Here is a 20944-nt window from a genome sequence, read left to right as displayed (position 1 = left end):
TTATCATTTTATCTTTCTGATGAATTATTTTTGCACCAGAACCCTCTTCTGTTGTTTCTTCTTTAACTGTTCGAATAACTTCTCTACCGTCCCTACCCCAACATTTTCATACTTTGCAAGAATGACAAGCTCCCTTGGTAATTGTTCGACCGTTTCAATTTGATCTTCGTTTAGTTGTCTAAGGAGGTTAGAGATTCCTGTGAATTCAGCAGTGGTTAGAGGTATCTTTGACAACTCTTCTGTCACCACAATATGGTCGGCTTTATAAAAAAAGAATAATTCTCCTGGACGTTCCATTACAAGCTGTTTACGAATTTTCTCTTCCTCAATAAATAATTTTAATTCCTGGAAGAGACTTTCATCATTTTTTTCATTATAACGTTTCACAAACTTATGTATTCCTTCAAGATTGTTTGGTAATTCACTCATAATACGTGCCTGTTGTTCTGCTCCAAGTCTAATAAGAAAGGTTTCAGAAATGGCAAATCGTTGAGGTAATAGAAACGCATCGCGCAAGAAGTATGGGACTTGAAGTTGTTGGTTCTTATATGTAAGTGTGCGAATTGTTGTAAAACCTGGAAATTCCGATTCTGGAGGTGTAGTGACAGAAGGATTATTTGTTCCTGTGTCCCTTGGGTGTCCATTAGGTCCTGGGATTGCTCCTCTAAGTAGTTCTTCTAGAGCTTTGAGTCGTTTTTCGAGTTCAGTAATGTCATAAGATTGTTTCACGTTAGGTGATGGGTCTTGATAATTAGGAACGGTAAAGTCTACAGGTCCGTATACTTCAACATACCATTTAACAATTTGATAAACAGATTCCCAGGACAAAAGTGCTTCTGAATAACGAAACATCCGAGTATCATGTGCAGCTTGGTTACCGATTTGACGAACAGAATGAAGTGCATCGCGAATTTGAGGAATTAAATAGCCGTTTTCGTTAAGCAAGTCAATTCGTTCTTTTAAATTTGTCCATGGCCCATCTGGTAATTTTTCTGCTCGAATCACTTTCTGTAGTATACTTTCTACAAATATTCTTGCATGGGTGAGCATCGTACGTGGGCTTGTAAAAATACTATTTTCAAGCTCACACGCCACCAACGCCAACTCTTTTGAAATTGGCTCAAGGAATTTGTAGAAATAGGATTGTTTGTCCATATTATAGTTCCCCCTATTCGGTAACAATCTATGTATAGTTTTATTCTATCATATAGAGAGATGATTCGGTTCCAAAGCAAATACATGTATTTATTCTACTCATACAGCACATAACACTAATCTTCTCCACATACATACTCAAATACTTTTTATCGTACCTGTACAACTACCGGTTTCATCCCACAAATGAAAAAACTAATCATAAGCATTCTGTCCTTTTTAATGATATGTATCGCTTCTACTCCCGAAAGAATGGATTTGGCTGTACGAAATATTTTCAATCATAACATCGAACGAACTCTCTTTTTAATAAAACGATGATCTTGTTCTACAATATTATTAAGATATTTTATCTGTCTTATTTAGATGCCTACGGGCATCTTTTTCTCTTTTCTCAACCCTCCAATAGCTACAGAAGAAGGATTCTTATCGACTGTAATAACACGAGGCTTTGAAACATGAAAAGACCGCAAAGCTTTCTTGAAAAGTGCTTTGCAGCCTTATGATTCCTTGTTTTGCTTAAATAAAAATCAATCGTATTTCCTTCTCAATCAACGGCACGATATAGGTACATCCATTGATCCTTGACTTTCACATATGTCTCATATACTCGCCCATCTAATATTGCTGTACCCAACGCGTAATAGTTGTGTGAGCAATAAATAAGCCTCGTTCTTCCATCATTTCGACTAAATTATAAAAAACTTCAGTTGTGTACCATAGGTGCCATCTCACGGTTAACAAAATAATAACAGGTTGATAATGTTTCCACTTGAATAGATTTTGCTTTTCCATACTGATCACGTCCTTTTTTAGAGTAGCAGTATTAGTATGTCCAAGCTTTAGAGATTAATTGCAATTGCTTCGAGGTTTTTGCACCAGAACTAAAATATGATCAAATTGCTACATTAACACACTTGTTAAAGTCGTTATCCCCCATAACTTATTAACTATTTCTGGGGGACATTCTTTTAAAAAGTATTTAAAACATGCCGGATTGTATAGAACCACATGTACATAACCTTTATCGAATTGAAACTCCATGTCTCCAGGAACTCTCCATTCTCGCTCATGTGTCCAATCAATTACATCCCAGTTTTTTTGTTTTTCGTCATGTTTAAACTCATAATTAACAATTCGCCACCACTCTTCTTGTGGTAGGAACTGTTTAGCTATGTCTGTTTTTTCATAAATGACTGGTCTACCACCGTAGTGCCAATATACATCGGATTTAATAAATGAGAGACCGACCCCACAATAACGTAATTTCTCTTGAGGATTATTGTCTCTTCTGTATTTTTCGTGTTCAACATTTTGGATTAAGGCATACAAAGGAGCATCTTGGAAACATACTGCTTTTTTGTTACCTACTATGTATCCAGATTTTGTAGTGCTTCCATTTATTTTTTGATTCTTTAAAATATTAATTAGGTTATCTACAGCTTTTATATTTATATCCTCAAATGACATTCCTGGAGTAACCGCCTCTGATGGTTTGGTCAAATGTGTTATTCTCCCAGTTAAATCAGTTCTGCTACTAATTCTCTTATGCCAATCATCTATACTAATACCCATTAATTTTTCCTCGTTTCAAAATCTTAATCCTTGTTATTTTCTTAAAAATAATTTACAAAGGTTGATAATTATTGAGGTTTTTGTGCATCAATAATTTGTTGCAATTGACGTGGTGTTGCTTCAGGATTAATTATTTTTTCTATGCTAATCACTTGTTCCTTTGCATGTAGTAATGCCTCAACATTTTTTAACTTCCCATCTAAGAACTTTGAAACATCACCAATGTTTAAATCATTTGAAGATGTTTTTTCTAAATAGTGCAATGTACGGGCTGTATCAAAAAAAATAGGTCTTTTTGCTACCTCTCTTAAAACATCCCCTGCTGATAGACCATACTTATCAATCAAGAGACCCGATGTTAACTCCAGACCTTTTTGCATCTTTTGTTCAGATGTATATTTTTCTGCCTTCAGTGGATCGATTTCAAATTTTTCAATTATTTGTACATATTCCTCATATGTTTTAAATTTTTCTGGCTTCAATCCTTCTTCTTCAGCTACTAACGCTTTTTCTCCTAAGTCCTCTGTTTTAATTTCTGGGTTCTCAATTAAACCGAGTGCTTTACATACAGAAATTACAGTATGAGCAACAATTGAAATAGCTGTAGTAATAACCGTCAATGATTCCGCGACAGAAACTGCCACAGAGACAATACCTACTAATGCACTAATTAGAGACATGTACATCCGTCCTCCTATCCAAAAATAAGTGTATATTCAAAACTACTTGGATTTACCTCTTCTATATTTAATGAGAATTGACGATAACAATCATCTGCTGCCTTGAGAATAGCTGACTTGTCACATCGATTACAATGAAAATGATGTGTTTGAATACTATGGAATAAACATAAGTTTTTCCATAGCTGCACCGGTGCTTTGTCGTAACTATTCCCAAAATCCTCTAGTTGATCGACAAACCTATCCCACTCCTGCTGTGTAATAGACGTTGCACGAGCAACAATATTTTTGTAAATGGAATACACGGTTTTCGCTTGCTCAGTACCTTTAAGCGGGAGTTCCAAAATACTTAGCATTGGATAAAACGTTTTAAAGAATAATTGCTTTTGCAGCATACCAATTTCTTTTAAACGTTCATCCTCTACTCCATTCTCACTCGTGTCTGTCATGCGTTCAATCGCAATATGCACTGGCTTATGTAAACCTGCCGTGAACAAAATAGCCTCACCAACATTTAAGTTTGATAGGAATTCCTTTTGACGATCATTCATAAGCATCGTATCACCAATTACTTCCTTATCGTCTCTTGCAAAAATACAATGAATAATTTTCGTATTTGTATTTTTTAATACCTCGCTAGCAAGTTTATTTGGGATTTGATCCACAATAATAAGCCCTTCACCATATTTGCGCACCTCTGCGAGCATATCACTAAACGTTTCGACAGCCGCTTTTTTTGCAGAAGAGTCCCCATAATCAACTTTGGATAATAAACGATGTGCCTCTTCAACAAGCGTAATATGCTTATAGTTACGATTTGCTTTATACTTACGTTTCACTGTTTCCCCAATTCGTGCTAAAATAAGTCCCATCATTAGTGACTTATCCTCTTGTGATTTAATATCCTCCATTTCAATAATAACCTTCTTATCGAGCAAATTGTTAAAATCAACGGATAGATGACAATCAAGCATTAAACCTTTTGAGCCAATTGTCAAGTTAGACATACGACTTACGAGGGAACCAATATAATTTTCCCGGAGTTCATTACCAAATCCCTTTTTATTGACTACCTCGCTAAGCTGCTCTACCAGCATTGTTAGAGTGGGAAAATATTCACCGTTCGCTGCCCAAGGATTGTTACAATAATTATTTGTATCATCCTCAATATTCCAACCACACTGCTTATAACATTCATACATCGCTTCCTCTAAAATTTGAGGCATCGCTGCCTCCATTGGAAACGCAGCTGTAAAGGTTGCCTTTAGCATGTCAATATGTGAAGTGATGCCCTCTCCTTCTAGTAGCTCAAATGGGTTTAAACGGAAAGGTGAATATTTTTCATTCCCTAATGTGAAAACAATAACATCTTCCATGCCTCTCATATCAATCATGCTTCGGTATTCTGTTTTCGCAGGCTCAATAACAATAAACGGCATTTCGGACTGAATTAATAGTTTTTGACATGTCGTCGTTTTCCCAGAACCAGTTACACCTCCAATAAAAATGTGTTTATTGATTTGGGACTTCGTTAAACTAATTGGTATTGCCGGTTGCTTGTGCCCACGTTTCATTAAATAGCCAAGTTCTATCGGATTTTCATGCTCTAATTTCGGTATAACATTTAACCCAAAATCAACGCCTTCCTTTAATGCTAATCCAGTAATCTCCTTTTGCGGCATTGCAGCAACTAGGCTGAGTTCTTTAGACGTCATATATGTTGCAAGTTCCATCTCATTAGCTAACTGTGGGGTCCCATGCAACAGTGCTGTAGATGGCTGAAATTTTGTTGGAAAACGGAGTAGTTGAAACGAGCTAATAACATCTGCTAGCACTTGCCCGTTTGCCATCTTTATTTCATTAACTCGTAACGGACTCATTGTAGGCTGATCACCTTGAAAAATGGCTAAAACATTTGATTTTAACCGATCGTGTTGGTCTAAGTTTTCACCCAAAATGTACATAGCCGTTTTAAATAGTCCTTTGGTTATGCCAAGTTTTAAACGTCCAAACTGTACCTCATCAATATACTTTAAGACTTCCTGTACACGTTTATTTACAATATCAATGGTCATTGTCTCTGATTTACCCATTGATTTATTTGTACCGCTTGTTTCCGAGGAATTTGTTCCAGTCGTTTGGTTATCACTAGTACTGCGAGTTGTTGTATTGCCTGTTGATTTGCTTGTATTATTAGATGAACTGCCACTAGACGTTGATTTATTTTCATTAAAAGCCTTAGATTCATTAGCACCCTTTGACTTCGATTGACTTTTACCTTTTGTCTGAGAGGTTGATTCACCTTCACTCATATTGCTTGATACCTGAATGGATTGCTTTGATTGAAGATGTAGAAAATCATATAGATTGTATAGCTCATTTTGTAAGTTCACAACGTGTTCTTGCTTAACACGCTCTGCTATGATAAGCAATTTCCAGGTTTCATTCGACATACTATTAATTAGGCGGTCAATCCCTTGAAAATCTAAGTTTTTGCTTGCTGATGATTCATGAATAGACGGTATACCAGTTATAACACTAATACGACGAACATGTTGTAGCGGCTCAATGATTTCTTTTTCAACTTGTTCGGCTACAAGTTTTTCTAAGATACTCCCTTGGAAATAACCATTAAATGCTGCTTCAAGCTTTCGACCATATTTGGCAACAGAAAAGTCTGTTGCCAAATCACAGTTTTTAACAATCCCTAGATAAATGGTAATACCTGTTAGATCACCGGATAACAAATAAACAAAATTAAAGTACTCATTCTCTAACGTTGATAAAATATTTTCAATTGCCTCACGATATGGTAATTTGTCATCATATGTTAAGGAACAGAGCTTAAAAAAACAAAGGTTTTTATATTTCAATTCCAGCGGTTCACTGGTAGTAATTTCGTAAGGCTCATACATTGTAACAGCACGTTGCATTTCATCTAAAATTGCAAACATCTGCTTTGACCCCTCTTGAATCATTTGCACATTGCAAACCTCCTTATTCTGCGCAAATACCACTTAAGTAACTAATAAGCTCTGGAGCATTGAACCTATACATTGATGCTACTGAGTTTTGCCTTGTTTCAAAGTAGCGATACTGATTGAGCTTAATTTCATACGTGCTATTTTCATATGATACATATAAAGCTTTGTTCGGGTCATATATTTTCTTTGTGATTGTGACTAAGGTTAGTGCATTTCCTAATGTCATTTGTTGAAACTGCTTTGCATCTTGAAACGTACTCATAAACTCTACAACTTCTGCTACGCTCATACTTTCATAGATAAACAGAATTGCATATTTAGAATAATCCTTAATATTTAGTTCATCCTTAATTTCTGCTGATAGAAACTGACCTGCTTGGCTATAATCGTCATGCCTTAGATAAAACTCATCTTCACACTTAATGCGGACTAATTCATTCTGGTAACGCTCTGTACGCTCATAGATTTGAAATTTGTTCTTGTGCACAATAATAAAGATACAGCCCATAGTTGCACCTACTTTATTCAATTGAAATTTCCCGAACGGAAATTAAATTGTCCATTAATTCACCTGTTAAGTAAGCATTTACAACGAATGCTAAGTCGCTCATTTTCCACAAATCCTCTGGCTTTTGCAGATTAAACTGTAAGTAAGAGTGAAGTGGTTTACTATCTATTTCATAGCAACGTGCATCAATACTACGCACATATTTTGCAAGTTTCCGCATTGTTGTTGAGCCAGTTTTTAAACGTTTAAATTCAGGCTTATCCCGAAGTGCTAGAATGGCTAACAATACCTCGCAGTAATCACGGAACACCTTCGGCTTTAATGCCCCTTGGTTCCTGTAAACCCTATTAATCCATGTATAAATTTCTTGATACATTACTTCAATAATCTTAGGATTATATCGATAAATGTTTAGTAATAAGTCTGTGTCACGCCACAACGTATCGCGTAGTGAACGAATTATTTGCTGTGGATTTTTCTCTACTTTTTTCTTCAAGAAAGCTAGCAGTTGCTCGTTATCACTATTTTGATACAATAATGCAATGCCTACCTTGTCATCGAATTTGTTCAGATTTTTCATTACATAATCCCACACATTTTCGTGGATATGTTCGCCGAAGCTACATAAGTAACGCCAAATATCAGTTTTAAATAACTGAATATCTCTTGCATAGTCTTCATATAAATGATCTGCGATATAATTATCGATTTCTAAACAATAAACATATAAATCGCTAGAGTAGAAGTCATTAATGAACGCTTCAGCAAGTTCATTATTCTGCACGACAATACGACGTAAATGATAAATTGTACTATGGAAGATACGATGTGCCCTTTGAATTGTCTGTTGATCAGCAAAATCTCTCGGTAATTGCCGGGTAATTACTTTTTCTGTTGATTGTATAAATGCTGATAGCTTTTCTACCTCGCGCTCTAAGTCAGCCTCATGCATGAAACTTGGCGGAATATCTAAATGTGATTTTGTTTGCATCTCAGGTTCTAACTCTTCCACCCATTCTGCTTCGACTTTTTTGAACGGAGCATTTGTATTAATTGTTTGAATAAATAAACGATAGCTATTTTCATAGCCATATTTATATTCAATGGACAATTTTACCTCTGTATCACTTCTTAGCGGGAAACTCACATCCCTGATAATAGCATCTAGCTCGGTATTTGTAGACCCCTCACGAATAAGTGGAAAGCGGTACGTCTTCTGCCCTTTCGGTAACATTAAGTGCTCATGCACTTCAAATACCTTACCCATCCCCATCGTATTACCGATAGCCTCATCTTTAATTAGTTGAAGCTTTGAGTAGTGGCCATTTTTCACGACCTCTAAGCTTAAATCTGGTAAATATTCAAACCATAACGGCTTACTCTGAGCAAGCTTTTCATTCACTTCATCATTAACAATAGCTGTTAGGGCTTGTTTAGTTTGAACAGTTGCACAATACGTTGCCTTAAATCGTTCTTTGAAAAGAGTTTTAAGAGGTTGCTTATCAAATAAATGATCCCCTAGCACAACAATATAATCAATTTTTGACACCTTTTCTTCTCGTAGAACTTCCTGCAGTTGATAAATGTACGTTGAAAAGCTAGTAAACCACTTTTTTTCTACCTGTTTAACAAGCTCTTCATCATAAACTAGCTCAATTGGCGAAGCACCATGGTCAGCAACAATGAACGTATCCTGCTTTGCTAAAAGTAGCTTTTCAGCAATTCCACTTTGTAATAAATGTTCAATTTGTTCAGATGTAAACGTGACTTTGTATTTGGTTGCATAGAGTCTTAAATATTCAAAACAATAGCTTTCAAGCGTTACTTCTTTACTTTTTCTAGGTGCCTCAAATGGTGGGTAGTGCTGAAAGTATGACTTATTTCCATGCTTTTTTCTTATTAATTTGATTGCACTTGCTTCATTTCCATGTGTATCAATAACTAAAATCGTATTTGCGTGCGCAGCTAAAATATCATTTTCAACCGCTAAAGCACCCGCAACACTTCGCCAAATCGGAAACGACGTCGGATACTGAACTGTTAGTGCTTTCTTAATGTCTTTTTGTGCAAATTCATCTATATTGTCGGGCACAAGATAAATAAACGGTGTTTGCAATTCTAAAGGGAGCTTTTGCCGAAGTTGTGCTATCAACATCGAGTAGCTTTGCATAACCATACCATAATCCGTAGTTTTTGGATTGAATGCATTGTACAGGTTGTACACTTTTTGATTTAATGAATATAAATGAGATTCATTCGGTGAGGCTAGCATTGTTTCAATACCCCTTGTAAATTGAAGCATTTTATAATGAGTCTTGTCCCAGCTCTCATTATTTACTAGCATCATAGGGACTATCCTCGTAAAATCAATTCCTGCATTCCGAACAGATAGCTGTTCTTCCGTAGTGACAACTTCTCTTAATTGAAGTTGATATTTTTTCTTCAACTTTACTATTAACTGATCAATAAATTCATTTATATAGCGCATATCAGCAAAGCTTTTTACTTTGTACATTGGTACTTTACTAGTAGATGCGTGCCCTGAAATTGTAATTGGAACACCACGGTTAACTTCTAGCGTTGCATTGAGTTGTTCGAAATTGTAATACCAAGTTTCACAATTAGTTAATGAGTAGTTTGCTGTATCAATTGTTCTCTCCCATTGCTCAAGTCTTAATTCAATTGTAGATTTGTTATAAACTACCACAATTGAATAGGAGATTGGCCGTACTGCACAAATAATTGCATTTATACCTTTGTTTGTTTTTTGTGCTTCAACATAGACTACATCCTTCGATTTCAGCTTACCAAATGTTTCTTCGCCCAAAAGTGATTTATGAAAATATATCTTTGAATGCTGCTTCGTTTTAATAAAGCCGTAGCCTTGCTCACGGTTTACCATAATAATTGAACCCTTCTCGATTGGCTTTCGGAAAAATCGGAAGCTTGTTTTACTGCTTTCCTCATATTGATTAATCCCCATAAAACCTTGTGTATCCTGGATTTTCCCTAATCCATCTTCAAGAATTAATTGCTCATATTGTCCTAGTCGTGAAACAAGCTGAATAAAAGTTAAAAAGACATAACGTTCAATGGCATAGTTCCAGCTTACTTCCAAATTATTTTTGCGTGTGTTCAATAATTGATAGGTGCGCCAAATAATAGAATAGTTTTTATCGCCAATTAATATGTTATTCGGCTGTGTTACAGGAACAATCTGCACATCGCCAAGTTCTTGGTGTTTTAACTTTGTCGCGAATTTTAAAAAATTATCAATTTCATCAAATAACTCGTTGTCACGCTGCTGTAAATCAAAAAGCTCTGTATTAATACCGTATTCTAGACGATTACGGAATTCTATCATGAAGTTTTTTATTACCTTCATAAAGACAGCATTTTCTTTTGTTTGAATTGAATACACGTTTTGCTCGGTTAATACGCGGTTTTTCCCTGCAAGCTTTTCACGAATGTTTCGCCCTGGCTGCTTTGCCATCCAATTCATGGTTTTCGTCCTTGGAGATTTTAAACGGTTGGGTGAAACCATTGCTGTCTCTTTCATCATTTTCTTACTAGGATTTTGTATAATTTTTTCGATTGCTTTTGAACTATAAGAAAACAACTGATGCACTGTATCAAACGGGATGGGACGATTCGCTGTCTGCAACTCTAGTTCATTTATTAGTTCAAACATGGTTGTCCATAATTCGTACAACACTTCGTTGTTAATTGGGTCTCGTTTACAAAATGAATTGTATAAATGATCGACTAACTGTACTGTGTGAGCCCAAGAGCCTTCTAAAGAAGGCTCTTGGCTCGAGGCTAGTTGCTCTAATTGATCAAGTTCAGGAATAGATGGAATCATAATATCACACCTTAGTTTTCAGTATCTTCTAAATATTTAGCGCTACGCCAAATAAAGATGCGGTATGCATTTGTCATCGCCAGTTCAAAGTCCTCACTTAAACCAGGTGCAAATTCACGGATTTTTGCTGCAATCGGATTTAAACATTGGCTACGTGCAAAGCCGGAATCAACCTCAATACCACGTAACTTTGGCATTACTTTATGCACCAATGCCTCCTCGAATGCTTTTCGAATTTCTTTATCCAGTTCATTGTCGTCATTATTTGCCTTTGCTTGAATTACGAGAGGGTGATTAGCAATATAGTTTTCAACTGATTGCCATACTCGGTGACCTAATGCACGGCCGGCCTTTTCTAAATACATATTTATCTCTTCTAATGCTTCCTTATATTTTTCAATCTCATTGTCGAGTTGTACTTGCTGCTTCAACCACTTATTCCAAACAGATTTACACAACTTAGGACTTTCATTCGAAAGTTTTGGCTGTAAGCGACGTTCAAACTTCTTTGGACGCGGAAAGCTAATTAAGTTGCCCCGGTCAATTACTTTATCTGAGAGAGATTTTGTTGTTTCGTCCTCGTTCATAGTACCAACCCAGAACACGTTGGAGTTCAATAACACTTGGTATTTATCCATCCCAGCTCCTAAGTCAATATCTACGTGTACACCATTCTCTTCTCCACGACGTGTTTCAAGCTTACTTAACAGTTCACTGAAGTAAAGCTCCACATGTGCAAGATTCATCTCATCCAACAAGACTAATAACAAGCTGTCACCTAGGGAAGTTTGTTGTATATGCGGGTTCTCTTGCTCTTGGAACTGAATTAATGCTTGTACCAGTGGTGTAGCATTAAAGCGATTATCAACTGAGTTAAAATAACCAAATAGTGCTTGTGGACTATCCCAGTCTGGTTGTACTGCTAGTGGTAAGTAATACAGACCTCCAAAGCGAGAGTATAACCGTGGTAATTCAGATTTACCAGTCCCACTAACACCAGCTAAAACTGTTAATGGAGAGTAGTCTGATGTTTTAAGCGCTGTATGGAATGCATAAAATAAACGTTTATTAAAACGTAAACCTGATTCATTACATTTTTGCTCAATCATGTTTAGCCATTCAATTTCTGAAATATCCTCAGACTTAAAGAATTCCTTTCTCGTAAAATGAGGATTTTCAATAACACCAATACGTGCCTTGACTTCAGCAGGCTGCTCATGTAATGCTTTTAAGCGATTTACCTCTGCAACATATTTCTCAATTTGCGCTTGAATTACCTCACGACGCTTTACCTCGATTTCATATTTTTCACGTTCAATTTGTAATTGTGCGACAGACATTTCATAGCGATGCTTACTACTTTGGAGTTGCTGTAGTTCTCTTTCGGACTTAATAAATGATTCGTATAGCTCATCATATTTACGCGCCTTTTCTTCAAGCTCAATTAAAATCTCTTCTGTCGGACGATTTTGCAACTCTTTTTTTAATAAGCTAATTGTTTCTTTTAATTGCTCAATTTCATTTAACAAATCTTCAGAAGAACGAGAACCAATTCGCAGTTCTAAGCGTTCTTTTTCATCTAGTTCATTTTGAAGGTATGTTAACCGCTCCATTAAGCTGGATTGACTTTGCTTTAATTGATCAAATTGACGCTCTTTTTCTTCAATACGTGCATCAATCTCTTCCTTCACTAACTCATCAAAAAGCTCGCGATCCTTTTCAAGCATGTTGTATCGAAAATCAATATCTTCCTCACGAGCAGTTAGTTCAGCTTTAAGCCGCTGTAACTCACTTTTCCCTACTGACAACTGCTGCTGTTCGCGTTGAATCGCTAAGCGCTCATCTTGCACTTCTTTACGGGACTCATCTAACGCTTCCTCTTTTTCACGGATGATTCCTTCCATATCCTGCTTGTGCTTTGCCAACCGTACATCAAGTTCTTTCTTTTCCTCGTTATATTGCTTTTCTAACAATTGGATACGGTCTCTCCTGTATTTTTCAATTGCTACCTCGCTCTTTTGCTGCTTGCGCTCGAGCTCACTCTCTAGCTGTTCCATCTGCTGATTAATTTCTCTACGCTTCGTTTCAAGCTTTTTTTGTAACTGCTTGTGATGCTCATCATACTCCTTTTGTAATTGGTCCTTCTTCTTTTGAAACGTGCTCAGTACTTGCTCCTGCTGTGCAACGAATTCAAGCTCCGCATTAAGCTCACGCTTCTGAATAGAATCCTCGCGCCGCGTAACATTTAGTCGAAGTTTTTCCAGTTGTTCTTCTTCTCGCATTAACTGCTGCTGTTTTTGCTCTAACTTTTGCTCTTCTTTATTTAGTTGTTCCAATTTATCCTTTAACTGCTGAACTGTAAGCGTCTCTTCTAAGTTTTCGACTTGTTCTATTACTGTTTCTTTTGTCATGATTTACCTCCGTTTACACTCGCCTTTTGCAAAACAATAAAAGGTTCAATTTTCTTTATGAAGTCGAATAATTTTTCTTCAATTTCCAGCATCTCTTCATCTTCTAACACCACATGTCCATGCTTACGTTTATCCGAGATTTCCGCCGTTAACAAAATTAAATTCGGATATGCTTTTGCTAACTCAGCCCAACGTATATTCTTATGTGCACATATTGATGCTAGAAAAGCGTATACTTTCCTACTCAGTACAGAGTCTTTTAATTTCTGTACCTCAAGCTTCAGCTTTTGCGTATTCGTATGTGTAAAAGACTGTGGTAAGCGCTCAATATTTACAACAAAACCATACTCATTTAGCATTCGCTCCATTACATATAACGTTTGACGACCATCTCTTTTAATAAATCTACCAGCATCTTGCAAAGAAATTTGATTAAGCCATAAATTAAACAATTCCTCTAAAACAGCTGTTGCTTTGAGTACAAAATGATGATTACGTGTTTTACGGTAGTAATGTACATCCACCAACGCTTTAAATAACTTCTGCTGTGTACGAATTGTTGAAGATGTTTTTAAATCAACCGTTTTCTCACAAAGAAGACGCTCTTTTTTATCAATTAATAACTCATCTTGCTCATACTTTACTTGCTGGGCAACAACAGCTTCATTAAATGGCAACTCTAGTAATACCGAAATAATTTTCAAAGTATATAAGAACACCTTATCAGTAGTTTTAATGTAATATGTTGTATCTGTTGTATGGGCAAATTCGTTACGCTTATTCATTAAGCGTTCGAAATATTGAATGCAGATTGGAAACGTTTTTGCTAGTTGATGAAATGGATGATCAAGCTGATCACGCGCTGCAAGTAAATGATATGCCACTAATGCCTGTAGCTTTTTTGACTGATCCACATACTTTACATCACCCATCGCTACAGCTAAAAATCTATGGAATACTTGCTCCTCCTTTGTTGGATAATCAATAAAACCAATCAACTTTGCAACATCTGCTAGTAAATCTGCATTTTTGAAACGGTGCTTTGACAATATAGTGTTATAGCTTAAAACACGCTTTTGATCCCTTACTTTATGAAGATGCCTCATCACAAATAGCGTTTCTTCAATGATTTCAGCAGATTGAATTAGAAATGTACTTAACTGCGTTTGAATATCATCAAAATTACTGCCGCGATTTGTTTGCTTCATAAGCTTTTGTAAATCATTAAATTTTTGACACAAGCGCTGAGCTTGTGAGACAACAGACGGATACATTAAAATTTCATGACCTAACACTTCTTTCAAGTACTGCCGTGTACCTAATTCTTCCTTCGACATATTTTCTTGACGTTCAATATTTGATGTACGAAGCGTTTCTTCTACTAAATCTTTAATATGATCCCTTAAATTTTCGTTCGTGTTACGCAAGTTATTCAAATAATCCTGCAGCTTTGCAGAAGGACCTCCACCAAAAGGGTGACATACTTCCCAGTTTGATTTATTTAAGACATCAGCTGCCATATAAATAAATGTTGTTAAATAAATTGGTATTGCCTCTTCTAAAAATTCCACTTTCTCAATATTACGTGGCAAAAAGGGGATGTTTTCCTCTTTTGAGTACATGATGCCTTGCTGTAGGCCCTTTAGACGATTTCCATATCGATTAATAACAGTTAACGCATCAAGTGCTGTAGGTCTATTGAATTGTTCATTCAGGGGAGGGAGCACCAGTGCCTGGCGTTTTTTAGGTGCATCGATACGACCCATTTCGATTTTTCGAGTGTAATCCCCAAACTCCGCACTTGCATAATGCAAGTCATCTGTCAAAATAAATTGGTCCCAATATGTTCTTGTTAATAAGTCAAAAAAGATATAGCCTATTTTCAATTCATACGGTTTATTTAATTCATCTAAGGCTTCTTGTCCCTTTTTTGAAACAATGCCGTTCTTTTCTAAAAGCTCTTGATCCATTAACTCACCAATGATATATTGAACAAGCTCTTCTTTTAAAAGAAGTTTATCTGATATATATCCAGCTGTTTTATAGCCTGATAGACAGAGACGCAAAATTGTTTGCTGGAAAAAGTTAAGTCTTTGCTCCTTTTCTATCGGTACTAAAATTTTGTACGCAATAGTCGGTAATAAAATCCACTTTCGTTTATTAATTGTCAGTTTTTCATCTTGGATTGATGGCGTTTGATGTACAACTGGTGTCATATGATTAAATAATTTTTCCATATTGCACATCCTCTGCACATAATTGATAATAATTCACAAGTGCTCGTATAGCTTTGTTTGCGTTTGTTGTTTGTAGCATAGCTTTATCCCCTGCCACAATAAGCATTTTCTTTTGTCGGCTCATGCTTACACATAAACGATTTTCAACCATCAAGAACCCATACTTTTTACGACGGTCCTCCTCAGTTTCATCACTAAATGTATTACTACGAACCATTGATAGATAAACGAAATCAAACTCCATACCTTGGAAGGCGTCTACTGTACCAATTCGAAGTTTTTCAATTTTTTTGCCTTTCACCTCTTCTTCGGCATATTCCTTTAAAATGGTGTATTTTCGACCTTCCTTTACAGCCATCCCTTGATTTACAAGTTCAGTATAAATCTCCTCCACTTGATCAGCGTAGAATGTGATAATACCAAAGTTTAGCCCCACTGCCTGTTCACTATCCATCATTTTCTTTAAGTGGGCTACAATTCGCTTCGCTTCAATTGGTCTACTTTTACTTCGTGCTGAAACTTCTGTACCTTCTGTTATCGGTATATTCATCCACACAGCAGCTTTATTTTCCAACCCTTGTAATTGATGTGAAAAATATTTGGCCGGCAAGCCACTATCAATATGGACTTCACCATGATATTCATAAAAGTTTTTGCTAACAAACTCACCAAGTAGCGGATGAGTACGATATTGCTTATCTAAAGTGATTGTACGTTTAATACCATCAGCTCTTTCTAGCTCTTTTAATTTATTAAACAGATATTCAAACATACTTTTTTGAATATTGTCTTGAATTGTTTCTGAAACTGATTTATCTGCATTGACATTTTTTTCGATACTTCGTACAATGCCTTCATCCACAATATGTGGTAACTGACGGTGGTCTCCGACTAAAATAATGCGTTCCTTTGCTCTAGACATCGGAATAAACAAATCAAGAGGATTACTACGTGCAGCCTCATCAATTAATACGTTGTCGTATAAAATACGTGCTTTTCTTCTCTCGCTTTCTGAAATAATCCCTTGACGGACTTTTTCATTAATAATGACATCTCCAACTGATTGCTGATTTGTTGCACCAATAACTGAAATATAGTTACTAACTGCATTTCGAATAGCAAATGGATTATGTTCGAATTGCTGAATATAATCCATTAACACTAAATCTTCCCCGGATTGGGTTTTTAACAGTTCGTCATTTAGAAAGTCTGAAATCTTAGCTAGCAGATCCAATATTTCCTCATTTTGCTTTGGTGTATAAAAAATCTCCTCCCGTGGAAGTAGCCCCACTAGCAGTGACTTTCTAGCTGCCTTTAGCTTTGTATAGGCACCTTCGTTCTTTTCTTGACACTGAAACTGTTCGATTACATTGATTTCTTTTGTAAATTCACGTTCATATCTACGCTTTAATCGGAATACAACCTCGCGTAGAATGTTTGCTCCGTTATCTTCATATGCAATCGGATGAACCGGGATACTGTACACTCTACGAATTAAATATGCATGCTCGGCGTTGCTATACCTCTGACTCGTCATTTCTAACTTACGAATAATCTGCTGTAATTGCTGCAATAGCTCTATAGGTAATTTCATCTCAAGCAATTCAGCTATTTCTTTTAATAGACGAATGGTATTATCTTTGGTATTGGCAGAAAGCAAATAACTTTTATGCAAATGATCAAACTGCTTTATATATTTATTTTGGGTATAGTTCGGGTATTTTTCATAGAGCTTATACCGCTTGTCACCAATCCAACTATCGACTGTGTATTCAATTAATCGTTCATCATTTGCAGCTTCTCCTCTTTTTTTACCGTATTTAATACTTGGTAAACCCAAAATCTCCAAACGGTCGACCACGTTTTGTACAGCATCATGTTGGAATGCTGTTACTAAGTTTTTAGCAAACATTTGATCAGACGAATCGGAAATTTCATTAATTCTTTCAAGTATCCCTAAAATTACTGTCGTCTTCCCTGTTCCTGGAGGCCCTTGAATTAGAGCTATATCAGGCGTATTTAATGCAATTTCCATGGCTTCCTTTTGTTTCGGTGTCGGCGGGTTAACAGGAAACACCTTTTGTGCTGTCTTTTCTGATATAGGCTCAATAAAAGAGCGGTTTGGTTTTGACACAGATTTACCTTCTAATATGGATGCTAAATGTGGTATCCCAGAGTTGGCCAAAATAATATCCTCTTGTGCACGGTTACGACGATTTAATCTTGAAATATTACCTGAGACAGATAAGAAAATATATCCTGTTTGTGGTAAATTCTCAGTATCAAAATTTGTACGCACATAAATACGACCTGACTTCGCATCAATCGACTCATGAATCTCATAGTTCTTATTAAACGATGAAGTTTTCACAAACTCTCTGTAGTTATCGACTGTAAAGCCTTGAATAAACAAGTCCGCTGGGCTTATGTCAGTAAATGTTAATGTTCGATCCTCATTCGACAAGTTTGTAGCTAATTTATATAGTTTATTAATATCGCCTATATCAAAACGAGTGACTCCATTCCCTACCGAATCCCAGTTGATATATTGAACAAATCCCACGTCCTCCGCATGCATCATAATGTTCTGCTCTTCAATCTCACCGTACTTTTTCCAAATATTCATATACGCCTCAATTGAATTTCCGAGTTGTTCCATATATGCTAGCGTTTCAAGACGCGCCTTTTCAAGTTCTGTTTCATTTTTAAACGCAAGCTCTCCACGTAATAATACGAATTTATAATCTTTTGATACTTTATCAATAATTTTATCTGCGTAAAATGTGACTTGGCCGTCCTCATCAACGCAGCGCTTTATTTGTAAATAGCCTGTTTTACCTGTTAAAATAAAACTCTTGAATAAATCTACTTTATTAACATGTGTATGATAGCCAATAATAGCGTATTGCTCTGAGCCAACCTTCATTAAAAACATATCAGTCAAGTCTAACTCCGGTTTTTGCAATGTTTTCAGCTTTAACTTTCGCTTGATTTGCTTAACGAATTGATCTTGTACACCGATTTGAATATTAAACTGCTCACGCTCTGCAAACACTTTAATTTCAATATTAAAAACCCCGTTACCATTTGAACTCAAAAATTCAGCCAGATGGGGCAAATTCCGACCTGTAATCATCTTGAGCTGCTCATCATACTTTTTGGACACCCCTTTAATTCGGTATAACTGGTTATCCTCATACATCGAAGCAATTGTTGAACTACCTTCCTGAAATAGACGAATTGGGGTTCCCTTCGTAATTTGCATTTTTGTTTCACATGTTACTTCTAAAATATAAGATTGGCTGGCATGTCGTATATCTGAAATCTTCATCTAATCCCTCAATTCAAATTTAATATAGCGTGTTTTAAATTGTGTTAGATGTATTGTAATAATGACATCCATGATTCGTGACACTTCAACACTCTGTAAATAATTAAGCTCCTTATTAGTTCCATTCACCGTTACTAGAATGGGAGTTTTTGATAGATTTTTAATGAATGTTGTGTTTCCTAAATCAAGTTCGACCGTATTTTCAATTTCTTGTGTAAAAAACGCATCTTCAGTATGGCGATTAGTTAGGTAATGTTTCCCTCGCATATAGTCAAAAGTCTTGAATGATGTCTGTTTGAAAAACAAATGATTTTGTTCGTGATTTTGCACATCAAATTTTTCTGTTATAAACTCATCATCTTCGAATATTTTATCTACGTGGAACCAATTGAAAATTTGTGTCTCTAAATGTTTGCGCTTTTCTACATGACAATAAGGGCATGCTTTTTCAATAAAATAATAACTGTGCTTGCACTCATGACATTTAACTGTTGCTTCACTTGCTTGAAGCAAACATTCATACCATGCCTCCATCGTTGGACGTGATACTGGATTTTGACGACCTTCTAAGCCAAATGTTTGCTGGAATAAGTCAAACATTCTTTGTGTTAAAACATGCTTACGATTAAAGCCTGCTTTAGAACGATTACTATCATCAAACCTATCCTCAATCCAAGGCAATTCTCCACGTCCTGCCAATTCATCTGGATCCGTTGTATCACCTGTCCCTTCATTGCTCCAATCATCATCCCAGTCGTCGGAGTTATCCTCTTCAAATCGGACACCGAAAAATGGATCTACGAATGCTAGCATTTTAAAAGCTAAAATGGCAAATGAATAGACATCACTATATGTCGTATTGCAACTTATTCCCTTTACTACTTCTGGTGCACCATAGCCCGGTGTACAAATAATACTTTCAAAATCCATCATGTAGCGCATGTTGTCTGAGTCAATTAACCAAACTTCTGTTTCTTCTGGATTTTCCGATATATAAATGTTATTTTCAGAAATATCACCATAAACGATAGGTAATGATTGTAAATGTGAAAACATACGAGCAAGCTTCGTCAATATTTGAAGGCGTCTACGTAAGCCACCCGTCTCTAAGTAGTGTTGGAAAGGGTCTTCTACTGAGGGTCTTAATAACAATTCACTAATCGGTACCATATTATTTAATAACCGCATGACGTAGCCATTATAAGGTTTTTTAAGCATAAGCTCTGGCTTCGCAATATTTACACCTTTAGGGATTTGTAGGATACGAATATCGTCGATTTTACTTTTATATATATCATATTCTTTCTCGTCTACGACTAACTGATCATCTTCTGTCATTACGACTTTGATTACTACATTGTCGTCTTTCGTTCGATAAACAGCGCCTTGAGCCCCTTTTCCAAGCTCTCTCGTAATGTAATGCTTATGATTCTCTTCATCAATTAAATACGCCGGCATTGTCACCTCTGCTGTCGACATCTTTTATCACCTTTCTGCTAAAAATAATTAATGATTTATCGTCCGTATTGTTTGGATTTGCCCACGTTTTTAGCTTCTTTTTAATACATAAATTTCGACGTTTTTGCTTACGGTACTTTGTAATTTCGTCCAGTAAATACTGCATATAGTCTGCCCGACGCTCCTCAATGATGTCCTCTGCAACACCATCTGTTCCTAAAAACAGCATGAAATCGTCCTGCCCAACATTAAATTGCTTAATTGCCCAATCATTTAACGTTTGTGCACTGTGTAAAGGCATTGTTTCATTATAATACTCATCGCCTTTTTCCTTTAAAACGTGTAGCTCGTTTTGGTGATGGAGTATAATAACTCCATCACCAATTTGAGCTAGTATCACTGTTCCGTTATGAAGGTAAACACCAAATAAACATGTTGTCGCACAATCATTGCTTGCATAAGGCTCGATGTATAATCCCCATAAGACATGTACAAGTCTTATGATGTGATGTATTGGAGCACTATCTTTGTGATACCAATCTTTAACCGCCTCGACTACAGCCTTTGTTGCTGCCTTCGAACCGATATCCGAATACTTTTTTGAACCCATACCGTCCGCGACCACAAATACATAGCCGAATGAAAATGGTTGAATACGTACTGCATCTTGATTTGGTAGATTATTTGCAACATGTGCTGGTCCTGGTACGGACGCAAACGCATAATCAATTTTATTCATATAT

11 protein-coding genes and 1 pseudogene are annotated in these 20944 nt (G+C 36.2%); all 12 read right to left on the bottom strand.

Annotated features, from left to right (window positions below; translation table 11 throughout):
• Positions 1 to 24 precede the first annotated feature (24 nt).
• Positions 25 to 1155, bottom strand: coding sequence for a DUF4145 domain-containing protein (locus tag EP737_RS10420; protein WP_129727913.1), 1131 nt, complete (start codon positions 1153 to 1155; stop codon positions 25 to 27).
• A gap of 149 nt (positions 1156 to 1304) precedes the next feature.
• A pseudogene (locus EP737_RS10415) lies at positions 1305 to 1950 on the bottom strand (IS6 family transposase).
• 108 nt (positions 1951 to 2058) lie between these two features.
• The gene (locus tag EP737_RS10410) at positions 2059 to 2730 is read right to left on the bottom strand and encodes a DUF2971 domain-containing protein (RefSeq protein WP_129727912.1); all 672 of its coding nucleotides are present in this window, start codon (positions 2728 to 2730) and stop codon (positions 2059 to 2061) included.
• Positions 2731 to 2798: 68 nt separating this feature from the next.
• The gene (locus EP737_RS10405) at positions 2799 to 3410 is read right to left on the bottom strand and encodes a hypothetical protein (RefSeq protein WP_129727911.1); all 612 of its coding nucleotides are present in this window, start codon (positions 3408 to 3410) and stop codon (positions 2799 to 2801) included.
• A 14-nt stretch (positions 3411 to 3424) separates the two neighbouring features.
• A complete protein-coding gene (locus EP737_RS10400) occupies positions 3425 to 6388 on the bottom strand; it encodes an ATP-binding protein (protein ID WP_246040232.1) in 2964 nt (987 codons plus the stop codon).
• 19 nt (positions 6389 to 6407) lie between these two features.
• The gene (locus EP737_RS10395; protein WP_129727909.1) at positions 6408 to 6923 is read right to left on the bottom strand and encodes a hypothetical protein; all 516 of its coding nucleotides are present in this window, start codon (positions 6921 to 6923) and stop codon (positions 6408 to 6410) included.
• A complete protein-coding gene (locus EP737_RS10390) occupies positions 6916 to 10764 on the bottom strand; it encodes a cold-shock protein (protein WP_129727908.1) in 3849 nt (1282 codons plus the stop codon). The genes EP737_RS10395 and EP737_RS10390 overlap by 8 nt, the downstream gene beginning before the upstream one ends.
• Before the next feature lie 11 nt (positions 10765 to 10775).
• Positions 10776 to 13175 carry a hypothetical protein gene (locus tag EP737_RS10385; RefSeq protein WP_129727907.1) on the bottom strand — a complete coding sequence of 800 codons (2400 nt, stop codon included), beginning with the start codon at positions 13173 to 13175 and terminating at the stop codon, positions 10776 to 10778.
• The gene (locus tag EP737_RS10380; RefSeq protein WP_129727906.1) at positions 13172 to 15412 is read right to left on the bottom strand and encodes a hypothetical protein; all 2241 of its coding nucleotides are present in this window, start codon (positions 15410 to 15412) and stop codon (positions 13172 to 13174) included. The genes EP737_RS10385 and EP737_RS10380 overlap by 4 nt, the downstream gene beginning before the upstream one ends.
• On the bottom strand, positions 15396 to 18743 hold the full coding sequence (locus tag EP737_RS10375; RefSeq protein ID WP_129727905.1) for a DEAD/DEAH box helicase: 3348 nt from the start codon (positions 18741 to 18743) through the stop codon (positions 15396 to 15398). Before EP737_RS10375 ends, EP737_RS10380 begins: the two co-directional genes overlap by 17 nt.
• Positions 18744 to 20222, bottom strand: a complete 1479-nt coding sequence (locus tag EP737_RS10370) for a protein kinase domain-containing protein (protein WP_129727904.1) — start codon at positions 20220 to 20222, stop codon at positions 18744 to 18746.
• Positions 20182 to 20940: a PP2C family serine/threonine-protein phosphatase gene (locus tag EP737_RS10365; protein ID WP_129727903.1), complete on the bottom strand. Its 759-nt coding sequence runs from the start codon at positions 20938 to 20940 to the stop codon at positions 20182 to 20184. Before EP737_RS10365 ends, EP737_RS10370 begins: the two co-directional genes overlap by 41 nt.
• Positions 20941 to 20944: the final 4 nt, after the last annotated feature.

The organism is Ectobacillus funiculus (assembly GCF_004138295.1).
Lineage (GTDB): Bacteria > Bacillota > Bacilli > Bacillales > Bacillaceae_G > Ectobacillus > Ectobacillus funiculus.
This window is presented reverse-complemented; position numbering and strand designations above follow the sequence as displayed.

Bases quoted from the DNA above. Each gene is read 5' to 3' on its own strand.
- EP737_RS10420 (WP_129727913.1), bottom strand. From the start codon at position 1,155: ATGGACAAACAATCCTATTTCTACAAATTCCTTGAGCCAATTTCAAAA.
- EP737_RS10410 (WP_129727912.1), bottom strand. From the start codon at position 2,730: ATGGGTATTAGTATAGATGATTGGCATAAGAGAATTAGTAGCAGAACT.
- EP737_RS10405 (WP_129727911.1), bottom strand. From the start codon at position 3,410: ATGTCTCTAATTAGTGCATTAGTAGGTATTGTCTCTGTGGCAGTTTCT.
- EP737_RS10400 (WP_246040232.1), bottom strand. From the start codon at position 6,388: ATGATTCAAGAGGGGTCAAAGCAGATGTTTGCAATTTTAGATGAAATG.
- EP737_RS10390 (WP_129727908.1), bottom strand. From the start codon at position 10,764: ATGATTCCATCTATTCCTGAACTTGATCAATTAGAGCAACTAGCCTCG.
- EP737_RS10385 (WP_129727907.1), bottom strand. From the start codon at position 13,175: ATGACAAAAGAAACAGTAATAGAACAAGTCGAAAACTTAGAAGAGACG.
- EP737_RS10380 (WP_129727906.1), bottom strand. From the start codon at position 15,412: ATGGAAAAATTATTTAATCATATGACACCAGTTGTACATCAAACGCCA.
- EP737_RS10375 (WP_129727905.1), bottom strand. From the start codon at position 18,743: ATGAAGATTTCAGATATACGACATGCCAGCCAATCTTATATTTTAGAA.
- EP737_RS10370 (WP_129727904.1), bottom strand. From the start codon at position 20,222: ATGTCGACAGCAGAGGTGACAATGCCGGCGTATTTAATTGATGAAGAG.
- EP737_RS10365 (WP_129727903.1), bottom strand. From the start codon at position 20,940: ATGAATAAAATTGATTATGCGTTTGCGTCCGTACCAGGACCAGCACAT.